Origin of the sequence: Paenibacillus sp. NPDC057967 (assembly GCF_042887015.1) — a bacterium.
Classification (GTDB): Bacteria; Bacillota; Bacilli; order Paenibacillales; family Paenibacillaceae; genus Pristimantibacillus.
The window spans coordinates 121840-133479 of the sequence record NZ_JBHVQB010000002.1; the positions used below are offsets into that span (position 1 = coordinate 121840).

General features: G+C 54.3%; 11 protein-coding genes. 8 read left to right on the forward strand and 3 right to left on the reverse strand.

What is annotated here, in order from left to right; all coding sequences use genetic code 11:
• Positions 1-53: 53 nt before the first annotated feature.
• Genes ACFVSO_RS05005 through rbsK form a run of 4 tightly spaced genes read left to right on the forward strand, consistent with a single transcriptional unit; the run spans position 54 to position 5852 of the window.
• The gene (locus ACFVSO_RS05005; RefSeq protein WP_387470755.1) at positions 54-1553 is read left to right on the forward strand and encodes an extracellular solute-binding protein; all 1500 of its coding nucleotides are present in this window, start codon (positions 54-56) and stop codon (positions 1551-1553) included.
• A gap of 12 nt (positions 1554-1565) precedes the next feature.
• Positions 1566-2717, forward strand: a complete 1152-nt coding sequence (locus tag ACFVSO_RS05010; protein WP_387470757.1) for an ADP-ribosylglycohydrolase family protein — start codon at positions 1566-1568, stop codon at positions 2715-2717.
• Positions 2718-2776: 59 nt separating this feature from the next.
• Positions 2777-4888: an ADP-ribosylglycohydrolase family protein gene (locus tag ACFVSO_RS05015; RefSeq protein WP_387471629.1), complete on the forward strand. Its 2112-nt coding sequence runs from the start codon at positions 2777-2779 to the stop codon at positions 4886-4888.
• A 46-nt stretch (positions 4889-4934) separates the two neighbouring features.
• Positions 4935-5852 (forward strand): ribokinase, encoded by a 918-nt coding sequence (gene rbsK, locus ACFVSO_RS05020; RefSeq protein ID WP_387470759.1) that lies wholly within the window; start codon positions 4935-4937, stop codon positions 5850-5852.
• A gap of 86 nt (positions 5853-5938) precedes the next feature.
• Here rbsK and ACFVSO_RS05025 read toward each other — a convergent pair whose 3' ends face one another.
• Entirely contained in the window at positions 5939-6460 is a 522-nt protein-coding gene (locus ACFVSO_RS05025; RefSeq protein WP_387470761.1) for a TlpA family protein disulfide reductase, read from the reverse strand.
• A 225-nt stretch (positions 6461-6685) separates the two neighbouring features.
• Between ACFVSO_RS05025 and ACFVSO_RS05030 the strand changes: the two genes are divergently transcribed.
• Positions 6686-6949, forward strand: a complete 264-nt coding sequence (locus tag ACFVSO_RS05030; RefSeq protein ID WP_387470763.1) for a hypothetical protein — start codon at positions 6686-6688, stop codon at positions 6947-6949.
• 157 nt (positions 6950-7106) lie between these two features.
• Positions 7107-7985 carry an ROK family protein gene (locus ACFVSO_RS05035; protein WP_387470765.1) on the forward strand — a complete coding sequence of 293 codons (879 nt, stop codon included), beginning with the start codon at positions 7107-7109 and terminating at the stop codon, positions 7983-7985.
• 123 nt (positions 7986-8108) lie between these two features.
• Here ACFVSO_RS05035 and ACFVSO_RS05040 read toward each other — a convergent pair whose 3' ends face one another.
• Complete coding sequence (locus ACFVSO_RS05040; RefSeq protein WP_387470767.1) at positions 8109-9137, reverse strand: Leu/Phe/Val dehydrogenase; 1029 nt, start codon at positions 9135-9137, stop codon at positions 8109-8111.
• A gap of 232 nt (positions 9138-9369) precedes the next feature.
• Here ACFVSO_RS05040 and ACFVSO_RS05045 point away from each other — a divergent pair, with 232 nt between their 5' ends.
• Complete coding sequence (locus ACFVSO_RS05045) at positions 9370-9720, forward strand: potassium channel family protein (protein ID WP_387470769.1); 351 nt, start codon at positions 9370-9372, stop codon at positions 9718-9720.
• 84 nt (positions 9721-9804) lie between these two features.
• Here the strand turns inward: ACFVSO_RS05045 and ACFVSO_RS05050 are convergent, their stop codons facing one another.
• The gene (locus ACFVSO_RS05050; protein WP_387470771.1) at positions 9805-10920 is read right to left on the reverse strand and encodes a serine hydrolase domain-containing protein; all 1116 of its coding nucleotides are present in this window, start codon (positions 10918-10920) and stop codon (positions 9805-9807) included.
• A 115-nt stretch (positions 10921-11035) separates the two neighbouring features.
• Here ACFVSO_RS05050 and ACFVSO_RS05055 point away from each other — a divergent pair, with 115 nt between their 5' ends.
• On the forward strand, positions 11036-11554 hold the full coding sequence (locus tag ACFVSO_RS05055; RefSeq protein ID WP_387470773.1) for a PadR family transcriptional regulator: 519 nt from the start codon (positions 11036-11038) through the stop codon (positions 11552-11554).
• The last annotated feature ends 86 nt before the right edge of the window (positions 11555-11640 follow it).

The window sequence follows — 11640 nt, forward strand, 5'->3', positions numbered from 1 at the left end:
ACTCTGCGAAAGCAGGAATGGAAGTGCCAATTTATTAAAGGGGAGAATCAACCATGAAAAAAGTAAGCCTGGTACTCATCATCGCAATGCTGGTTACGGTTATAGCCGCTTGCAGCTCCAACTCGAACTCGCCTGGCAGCAACCAACCGTCGAATGAACCCGGAACCGCTTCACCGAATCCTAGCGCCGATCCCGTAACGCTGAAGATCGTATACAAAGATGAAGGAACAGCTATCCCGGTGTCGGTCAAGTTTTTCGAGACGCTAGAGAAAGCGCTTAAGGAGGACGAAGGGCTGAACGTGAAGTTCGAGCTGGTCGACCTGGCGCAAGGCAGCTATGCCGAAAACCTGAATCTGCTCCTGCTCGGCGGCACAATCCCTGATGTTATCTACTTCCAAGGCGGTGATCAGCAAATCTCCGAGCAAGGGCTGCTGGAGGACCTGACGCCATATATCGAAAATTCCAAGTATGTCAAAGACATCATCGAGCCGCATAACGCAACAAGAATGGCGAGCTATCCGTACCTGATGTGGATCAAGCCGCTTGCGTCGAAGACGCCGGTCGTGCGCGCGGATTGGCTGAACGCGATGGACAGCTCCAAGGCGCTGCTCGAGAATCCGACAGTCGACAATTACTATGCCTTCTTCAAGGAGCTTGTAGAGAAGAAGCCTGGCGGCGACAAGCCTGGCTATGCGCTGACCGCTGCTGGCGATATCGCCGAGATAAACTTCATCTTCAACTCCGCATTCGGTCTGGATACCACTTGGCTGAAGAAGGAAGACGGCACATACGAATATTCCAAAGTATCGCAAAACGAAAAAGAAAAGCTGGCGTTCTACAACAAGCTGTACAACGAAGGTCTGCTGGACCCGCAATTCATCACGAAGCAATGGGATACGAAGGAAGACGCGTTCTACAAAGGCGATGCGGCAGTGATTACAGGCACAGCGGGCAAAATCATCGACCTGTATGACGGCAGAATGACAGAGCTGAACGGCGACGGCGCGAAGCTGGTTGTATTGCCGCCAGCCAAAGGCGAAGCGCAAGGCTTCGGTGCAACTGACGTAACGAAGGAATCCAGAGGTCTGGCCATCTCTTCGCAGTCGAAGCATAAGGACGTTGCGTTCAAAGTATTCGATTACCTCGCCAGCCCGAAAGGCCAAATGCTGGACCGTCTCGGCTTTGAGAACGAGCACTACACGGTGGTTGACGGGCAAATCGAGCTGAACGACAAATATTACAGCGAGTGGTACGCGCGCTTCTGGGAGCCGCTGGAGATGAAATCCGAAACTCCGCTGAAGACGCCATTGCTGGGCGAGCCAGGATCGAACTCGTTGCAGGCTGCATCTGACTTCTATACAGAAGACAATAACTTTATTATTCCGGAGCAATTCATTGCGAATTGGGATGCGATGAACAACCTGTACAAGGAATATGCGACCGACTTCATTACCGGCAAGAAAAACCTGTCCGAGTTCGACAAGTTCGTAGAAGCTTGGAATGCAGCCGGCGGAACAGACGTTACAAAATACGCTAACGAAAACATCAAGTAAGGAGCTAATGCCATGACTTCGTTTCGTGACCGAGTGAGAGGCGTGGTCGCATCGACCGCGCTGGGCGACGCAATGGGAGCGCCGATCGAGAAGCTGACCTATGAGGGGATCAAGTCGCAGTATGGCCGAGTGGAGTCGATTATGACCCGCTGGCATAAGATGGACCTGCCCGCAGACGTCCGGCTTGGGCGAGTGAGAGGCGACGGCATTGTAACCGACGATACACTCATGACGGTTGCGCTGATGAATGTGTATCTGACGGAAGGCCGTCATCTGGACGCCTACGACATGGGCAATGAATTCGTGAAGGAGATCGCCTTCCGGAAGACATTTGTGCCGGAGCTGAATCAGGAGACATACATTATCGACCGACTGTTTTACCCGGAAAAATATATCTTTATGCGCCACGTGCTTGCAAACTGCGATCCCAGAGAGGGCGGCATGGGTAATATGGTGAACTGCGGGGCGGCGATGTATATCGCCCCTATCGGGATCGTGAACGCAGGTCATCCGAAGGCGGCTTATGATGAAGCGATTCTGTTCGCCATGGGGCATCAGAACAGCTATGGGCTGGAGGCGGCGGGCGTACTCGCCGCTTGCGTAGCCAAGGCGTTCGAGCCGGGCGTGACGGTAGACGATATCGTAGAGACGGCGGTAAGCCTGGCAAAGGACGGCACGAAGGCTGCGATCAAGGAGCTGACAGTTAAGGCCAGAGCGTTGCGCGCCGAGCGGGACAATATGGACAAGGTGATCACCGAATTCCAGGCGATTATGCTTAAGTATTCGCCTATGGGCGACGATGTGAGCCGCCATATCGACAAGGTCGGCGTGCCGAGCAATCACTATACGCCAAGCCGCCTCTGGTCGATTGAGGAACTGCCGATGGCGCTTGCTTTTATCGTGCTCAATGACGGCGACTATTACCGCTCCATTCTGGACGGGGTCAATTCCGGCCGCGACACGGACTCCATAGGCGTGATGGCAGGCGTCATATTGGGAGCGATGTATGGGCATGAAGTCATCCAGGTATCCGATATTGAGCAGCTGAACAAGGTGAACCGGCTGGACCTGTTCGCCATTGCCGATCGATTCAGCGACATGGCGGCGAATATCATCAAGGACGATCTCCGTGCGCATGAAGCCAGAAGAGTCATACTGGATTAGAAGCTGATACCAGTGACAAAGAGGTTGGGGCTAACGCAAGAGGGACGGGAGTGAGAGAAATGATACCGAACAATTATGTAGAAACGATCTATGCCGGCTTTCTCGGCATGAATGTCGGCATCCGGCTGGGAGCGCCGATCGAGCCTGTCGTATGGACGCATGACCGCATTCGCGACGTATATGGAGATATCCGCAACTATGTGAAGGATTACAAGACATTTTCCGCGGATGACGACGCGAACGGGCCGGTCTTCTTCCTTCGCGCGTTATACGACGATGCTGTCGACCGCGAGCTGGAGCCTGATGATGTCGGAAAGGCGTGGCTGAATTACGCCAGGGAGGGCATTGGCATGTTCTGGTGGGGCGGTGAGAACGTCAGCACCGAGCATACCGCTTATCTGAATTTGCAAAGGGGCATTCCCGCCCCGCGTTCCGGCTCTATTGAGGTGAACGGGCTGGAGATGGCGGAGCAGATCGGCGGCCAGATCTTTATCGATTCCTGGGGCCTCCTGTTCCCGGGCAATGTTCAGAAAGCAGCGGACTATGCGGAAAAGGCCGCCAGCGTATCCCATGCCGGCAATGGTCTCTATGGCGCGCGGTTCATGGCCGCCTGTATTGCGAAGGCCTTCGAGACCAAGTCGATCGATGACGTCATCGAAGCCGGACTGAGCGTCATTCCGGCGGACTCTACCTATGCCAAAGTGGTGCATGCCGTAATGGAGTTCCATCGCGACAACCCGGCGGACTTCCGGGCGTGCTGGTACTACCTGGATGAGCATTGGGGCTATGACAAATATACGGGTGTCTGCCATATCATCCCGAATGCGGGCGTCTGCGTGCTGGCGATGCTGTACGGCGAAGGGGACTTCGCGCGTACGGTGGAGATTGCTTCGATGTGCGGCTGGGACACGGATTGCAATGCGGGCAATGTAGGAACTATACTGGGCGTAATGGCGGGGCTGGATGGCATTCCGGCGCATTACCGCAAGCCGATCAATGACTTTATCGTTGCCTCCAGCGTCTCGGGCTACCTCAATCTGGTCGACTTCCCGACGTTTTCGAAGGAGCTGGCGCTGCTCGGCTATCGGGTGAACGGCGTGGAAGCGCCGGAGCAGCTGGCCCAGCGAGTGAAGCCGGGAGAGGTCTGCTTCGACTTCGATCTGCCGGGCTCGACGCACGGGTTCCGTACAAGCAACAGCTTCAAGACGCCGGTCGTCCGTCATTCGGCGCAGCATACGAAGGATAGCCGCGGCTCGCTTGAGGTGGTGTTCGACCGCCTCGTAACGGGCGACAGCAGCAAGCTGTACTTCAAGCCGTTCCACCGCCGCGAGGAGTTCAACGACGAGAAGTACAAGCCGACCTTTGCGCCGCTTATCGCTGCGGGTCAGCAAGTATCGGCGACGTTCTACCTCGATCAATGGGAGGGAGAGCCGCTGAGGCTGACGCCTTACGTGCGGAATACGCATACGAAGGAAGAAGTAAAGCTTGCCTCGTTCGCGCCTGCATGCGGAGCGTGGACGGATGTTGTCTTTACTGTACCGGATACCGATGGAGCCGTGATTGACGAGATCGGCTGGGTGCTGGAGAGCGATTCTCCGCTCTTGAACCGCGCGATCGGCAGCCTGTTCCTGGGACGGTTCCATGTGACGGGAGCAGCAGAGTACGCCATAGATTTTGCGAAGCAATATAAGGAGTTTGGCTCGGTCACGCCATTCGCCCAGCACCGCGGCAAGTGGGAGCTGAAGGATGGGGCGCTGTATCGCGCCAGTGAGACGGACTGCTCCGCTTACTCCGGCAACTACTATGCCGGCAAGATTATTGTGGAAGCGACGGTTAAGCCGCTTGCCGGGGAAAGCCACATGCTTATTACGCGGGCGCAGGGCATTAAGCGACACTATCTGGCCGGTTTTGACGGAGCGGGCAAGGTCTCCTTCATCCGCGAGGACTTCGGGCAGGAGCGCTTGATTAGCGCAGCCTATGATTGGAGCCACGGTGAGGAATACCGGATGAAGCTGGTGGCGGACGAGGAGCATTTTACCCTGTACATTAATGGGATTAATGTGCTGGAATGCCGGGATAGCTACTTCGGAAGAGGCATGTTCGGATTCGGCAGTCTGGGTCCGGTCGAAAGTGAAATTCGTGATGTGAAGGTATATACAGAAGTAGAATAATAGGAATAAAGAGCAATAGGCTTAAGGAGAAAGGAGCATTGCAACGTTGCAGAAGCTGCTAGTTATCGGAAGCGTAAATATGGATGTCGTTAGCAACGTGAAGCAATTCCCGCTGCCGGGAGAGACCATTCACAGCAGCGGCACGAAGTTTGTACCGGGCGGCAAAGGAGCCAACCAGGCTGTTGCTGCCGCCAGAGCGGGAGCGGCGTGCGCCATGGTCGGTGCTGTCGGGCTTGATCCGTTCGGAGATACGCTCGTCGCTTCTCTCACAGAGAAGGGCGTGCTGGCAGAATCCGTCCTGCGCAAGGATGGGACGTCGGGCATTGCACTCATCACCGTAAATGAGGAAGGCGAGAATAATATCATTTTGTCCGCTGGCGCGAACGGGAAGGTGACAGAAGAGGATATCGTTTCTTCTGTGCAGAGGGACGGCGCTTATGCGGTACTGCTGCAGAATGAGATTCCGTGGGAGACGACAGTTGCCGCGATTCGCAGCGCGAATGCGCAGGCCGTACGCGTCTTCCTGAATCCTGCGCCGGCAAGAGAGCTGCCGGATGATCTGTTTCCGCTACTCGATACGCTGATTGTCAACGAGACGGAGGCGGCTGTCATCACTGGCGTGAAGGTGAGCGATGCTGCTACCGCTGAAGCATCGGCAGAATGGGCATTAGCCAAAGGCGCTGCCAGCGTCATTGTGACGCTGGGCGAGCAGGGCTGCTTCTACGCCAGCGCCTCAGGGGCTCGCGCGGCTGTTCCGGCGTTCCGCGTAAAGGCGGTTGATACGACGGCTGCGGGCGACACGTTCATCGGCGCTTATGCCGCGGCGTGCGCGGACGGCCTTGCGACGGAGGAAGCGCTCCGCTTCGCCGCCGCTGCTGCCGCAATCGCCGTCACCCGGCCGGGCGCGCAATCCTCCATCCCGGACAAAGCGGAGATTGAAGCGTTTTTGGCGAGCCAATCTTAACGATACGTATAGCAGCACTTATGAGAAGAAGCCTCCGAGCCTGCGTGAAGCAGACGGGAGGCTTCTTTAATTTGTTGGTGCATCCGTTAATTAATGAGCTTAAGGAAAGATTGCTCGATGTAGGAGATGTCCGCCGATCCGACGATAGCATCGATGGTTTCGCCATTCGGCGTAATGAAAAACATCGAGGGGAAGCCGTGGCTGCCGTAATTTGTATAAAGCTGATTCGATTGATCCAGCAGAACAGGATAATCGATGCTATGCTCCTCAACGTAGTCGATGACTTCAGAGAGTTCGTCCCGCTGAATGACATTTATACCGTACACGTTAATGAATTCCTTGTATTTATCGTGCAGCTCAACAATCTTCGGAGCGTCCTCGTTGCAGTAAGGACACCAGGACGTGAAGAACAGAAGCACAGTTGGCTTTTCGGAATAATCGATGGTCACTTGGCTGAGGTTGCTCAGGTCTTGCAGGATAATGGATTCGTCCAATTGGTAGGCGTATGCGGGAGCATAATTTTCAGTAAACTGATAGACAAGCACTCCTATTCCGCCTATGGCGAGAAACAATAGAGCATAAGTGACCCAAAAACGCAGCTTTTTCATGAATTTCGCACCCTGGCTTCAAGATTAAAAGCACTTTTACTATAAACGATAAAGGGAAGAAAATATAGCTTTTCCAGCTGGATTTTTCCAGATAAGGAGTCGTATAATAGTGGCAAGTCATTCAGGTAGAGGTGATTATTTGTTCAATCCCAAAGTCTTCTTCTATTAGTTGTGCCGATATCCATGGCCCTGCCATAATCTAACCCGGCACGACGGGGATGAAGATTGAATGTTGAGCAAACAGGTCTGACTGCATTTTTACTGAGAAAGCGTACGGGCACACAATCCACGCGGCTGAAGGAGCCGAGAGCCGAGAAGCTGAGAGAGCATCGGAAAGGCATTAAGGCGATTCACCGGGACAAAGAATTGAAGCCTGCCCGAAAGGCGGATTACCGGAATTACCGCACGATCATGAAGCGATTAATGCGCGCCGAGAAGTACGATCTGCTTCGCAAGCATCAGCATACCGGCGGCTGGATTACATGGTAATAGAATAAGAATATCAGCCTGCAACTAGGGCCAAGGGGAACCCGTTGTCTTGCGAGACATCGGGTTTCTTGCGCTTATTCGCCGCAAACTTGAAATCTGCCAAACTAGCTGATACGTTAATAGGAAAACTGGCTTAAGGAATGCGGGGAATGCAGGCATGAAGGTATATGGAGCGATAGAAGGCGGAGGAACCAAATTTGTATGCGGCATCGGCATGGAGGACGGAACGATACGAGAAACGGTGACGATCCCGACGACCACGCCGGAGGAAACGATGGGCAAGGCGATGGCTTACTTTGCAGACAAAAGGATTGAAGCGATCGGAATCGGGACGTTCGGGCCCGTCGATGTGAACGTTGACAGTCCCGCATACGGTTCCGTTACGAGCACGCCGAAGCCGCATTGGAGCGGCTTTGACATTGTTGGCTATGTGAAGCGGGAGCTGAACGTGCCGGTTGGCTTTGATACGGACGTCAATGCGGCAGCGCTGGGCGAGCTATTATGGGGAGCGGCACAAGGGCTGCAGAGCTGCCTCTACATGACGATTGGCACGGGTATAGGCGCAGGAGCCGTAGCGGAGGGTAAGCTCCTCCATGGCCTCACGCATCCGGAGATGGGGCATATTATCGTACGCCGCCATCCGGAAGACCGATACGAGGGGAAATGCCCGTTCCATGGGGATTGCCTGGAAGGGCTTGCCGCAGGACCAGCTGTAGAGGCGCGTTGGGGTGTGAAGGCGTCCGAGCTTGGCGAAGATCATGCCGCATGGCGCATGCAAAGCTATTATATGGCTCAGGCGCTCGTGAACTATATATTGATTTTGTCGCCGGAGAGGCTGATCCTGGGAGGGGGCGTCATGCATCAGTCGCATCTGTTCCCTCTCATTCGAGAGCAAGTAAAGGGGCTCTTGAAGGGATATGTCCATCATCCTGCTCTGGAGCAAGACATTGATAGCTACATTGTAAAACCCGGTCTTGGCGACAAGGCGGGGATTAGCGGCGCTCTGGCGCTGGCTGTGAAAGCGGCGAAGGCTTGAAGAAGCTAGCGAGCAGCCGCACGCTAGTCCAAGTCTATTGAACTCAAGAAGCCTCCGATACCGCAAGTTCAAGCGGGCTTGGAGGCTTCTGATTTGTGATGGCAGGTCGGTGCGGCAGGGTGGTTAGTAGCGGAACAGGCTTTCCGCCAAGCGGTCCGCCGCGAGCGATGTAGGTATGCCCTGGGCTTCGGCAAGGTCGTATATGCTGAATAGCGTACGGTAGATGGACTCTACGTTGCGCTTCGCCTCCGCAGCGTCTCCACCGCTCAGTTCCGAAGCGGTTACGATAATGCCGCCCGCATTAATGACATAGTCAGGGGCATACAGAATGCCGCGCTTCTGGAGCTTGCTGCCATGCCGTTCCTCCGCCAGCTGGTTGTTGGCTGCTCCTGCGACGATTCGGCAATTCAGTCTGCCGATTGCCCCATCGTCGAGCACGCCTCCGAGTGCACAAGGAGCGAGAACATCACACGGTGCCGAGACAATATGTTCCGGTCGGGCGACGGACGCTCCGAATTCCTTTGCGGCCATTCGGACTCGTCCGGCATCAATGTCCGCTACCGTGAGTCTGGCTCCAGCATCCTTTAAGTAACGGCAGAGGTGATAGCCTACCTTGCCTAGTCCCTGCACGGCGACACTTCGGTGCAGCAGCGATTCGGAGCCGAAGAGGCGCTTCAGCGATGCCTGGATGCCGAGACATACCCCGTAGGCAGTCATCTTGGCGGTCAGATCCCCGACTGCCCCCAGTGAGCCGCTGACGTCCGTGACGAAGGCCGTCTCTTCAAGCACCGTATCCATGTCTGCGACGGTTGAGCCCAGGTCCATGCCGGTAATGTATTGCCCCTGCAGCTTCTGGATATGCTTTCCTAATGTACGAAACAGAGCCTCGCGAGGTCCTGCTTCAGGGGAATCCAGAATAACAGCCTTGCCGCCTCCATAAGGAACTCCGGCCAGTGCGGATTTATAGGTCATGCTCCGGGCCAGTCTGAGCGCGTCTTCGACGGCTTCCTTATCGCTCGCGTATTGCCGAATCCGGCACCCGCCAAGCGCTGGGCCGAGCCTCGTATTATGAATGGCGACGATGGCTTTGAACCCGATCGATCGGTCCTGAAGGAATAGAAGCTGCTCATATTCGTCTCTCCATGCGTTCATACTCTCGCCCCTTTCGATATCCTACAGCTTATTCCGGCGGGCGAATCCTGGTTTGGACACGGACGCCCGGGCGTGGAGGGAGCGGTTCTTTTTTGGAGAGAAAGCTTTCTTTAATAGAGGGTGAAGATTCGTTTTTACAATAGAAGGGTTGGACAGGCATTGGACGAAGCTGCGATCTATGATTTATTCTATAGGTCTGATTGTTCAATGTTCGAGAGAAGGAGTTCATGCTATGGTATCATTCCTCTTAACCGTGAAGCGCCTGCTTAGCGGTCTCTGGCGGTCATTCAAGCTGAAAAACTTTCAAGCTTTGTTTATATTGGTCGTCGTCATGCTTTTGTCGGGTACGGTGTTTTTTGTCAGGAACGAAGGCTTGTCCATCATCGACGCGCTGTATGTCTGCGTCCTGACGCTCAGCACAGTAGGCCACCCTACATTTGAGCCTCAGACGGTTCTAGGTAAGTTGTTCATGATGCTCTACGTTATCGTAGGAACGGGACTGTTCCTTGGATTGATCGGGCACATCGCTTACTCGCTTATTAAGCAGCCTGAGCGCAAGCCGGGGAAGAAAGAAGAGGAATAAGCCGTAGGCGCCATGCCGGGGATATATCCATTATGCAGAAACAACAGGCACGCAATCCCGGATTGCGTGCCTGTTGTTTGAGGGCTAATGGTCTTGCGTTTTCTTCAGTTCGTTCATAATGGCGATAAGCGCATTGAAGCTCGGGCGCATGGCCGCGTCGGAGCCGAAGTTGAGCGCGATATGGGTATCGCTTGCAGGATCATAGTGAAGATGGGCGGCAGTAATGCCGAGATGTCCTCTTAGCCGGGGGTATCCCCGCAGCAGAAAAAATAACCTTTCGAAACGGATCTCCATCATCCCGAGCCCATAATAGATGCCGGGACGGAATTGATAGGGGAACGCCGCTAATTGCTGCAGCGTGGAGGGGGCGATCAGTTTCCCTCCATGGAGTGCTTTGCTGAAAGTGAGCAGATCGTCTGTCGTCGAGACGATTCCTCCCCCTGACCAGTCGCAGCTCAGGCTGTTGAAGCCGCTTATGTCCTGTCTTTTGAACCAGAGCGGAGAGATGGGGGGAGCAGGGACATTCATGGGCTCAGTATGAAACATCAGATAGGTGTCTCTCAGCTCCATCGGCTCAAAGATTTGTGTACGAAGAAGGCTGCCAAAAGAACGGCCGGACACTTTCTCGATAAGCTGCCCTAGCAGAATATAGCCGGTATCCGAATACAGGAACTGCTTGCCGGGCGGGCCTACTGCCTTTTGTCGCTCTCTTGTAAAGGCAATGAGATCGGATGGTTGCCATAGCCGCTCCGTATCGGACAAGATACTGTCGGCGAACAGCCGTCCGCTGGTGACAGGACCATCAAAATAATCGCCAATCCCCGATGTATGGTTAAGCAGGTGGCTGACCGTCACGTCTGAGGCATAGTCGCGTCCTTGGTAAAGGAACAATCGATCCAGCTCCCCTTGTTTGAAGTAAGAGGCGATGCGATTGTTTAATCCGATATGCCCCTGGTCAGCCAACATGCCTATAATCGTCATCGTAAAAAGCTTGCCGATGCTGGCGATATGATATGGTTTGGATTCGCCTGGAAAGCGGTAGTCGATGCCAAGCAAGGGAGAGCAGATCCGGCCCTGCACCTCAGCTTTATGCCCTTTAGGCACGCCAAATCCTTTTTGCTCATACTTTTGGAAAATGTGATCCAACCGCCCTGTAAGCTTGGGGTTGTTTAATGAGGTTAATCCTGTTTTTGCGGTCATGCTGCAACCTCCTGTCGTTCTTTTTCTTATCCCTAATAGATATATTGCTAATAGCGGTATTTGATTACTGCGGCAATCGGGACGGATCGGCGGTGAGGAGTTGGAGCATGTCATCTTGGGACTGTTGATGATTCAGAACCAGACCTTGTATGAGCTGCATCAAAGCTTTAAGCGGGGAATCTCCTTGTTCTACAGCGCGAGCTACGGCAGTTTGCAGACGGCGCTGAAGAAGCTGCTGGACAAGGAGCGGGTCGCTTGCGCGGAGCTTGTGGAGAACGGGCGTCTTAAGAAGGTGTATCGCGTGCTCCCGGCAGGCAGAGAGGAGTTTCTTCGCTGGATGAAGAGCGAGACGCCGGATCATAAGCTGGAAGTAACGGCGTTGTCGAAGCTGTTTTTTCTGGGGCATGTAGAAGATAGGACGGACAAGCAAAGCATCATTGATGAGATTTTGGTTAAGCTGGAGCGGACATGGGATGGTCTTAAGCGGATGGAATGGGAATTAGAGGGGGTAGAAGTGCCGGAGCCGTACCGGGGTATCTTCCGATATCAGCTGTTGACGCTGAATTATGGCCTGGGAGCGCATCGCTATGCAAGGGATTGGTTCGGGAGACTGAGGGAGGAACTGCAGGAATAAGGGCGCCGGAGTTGGGGGAATAGGTGCAAATTACGGAACATATTCGAATGTTTCTACTATTTTACACTTATTTGTGGTATCCTTAG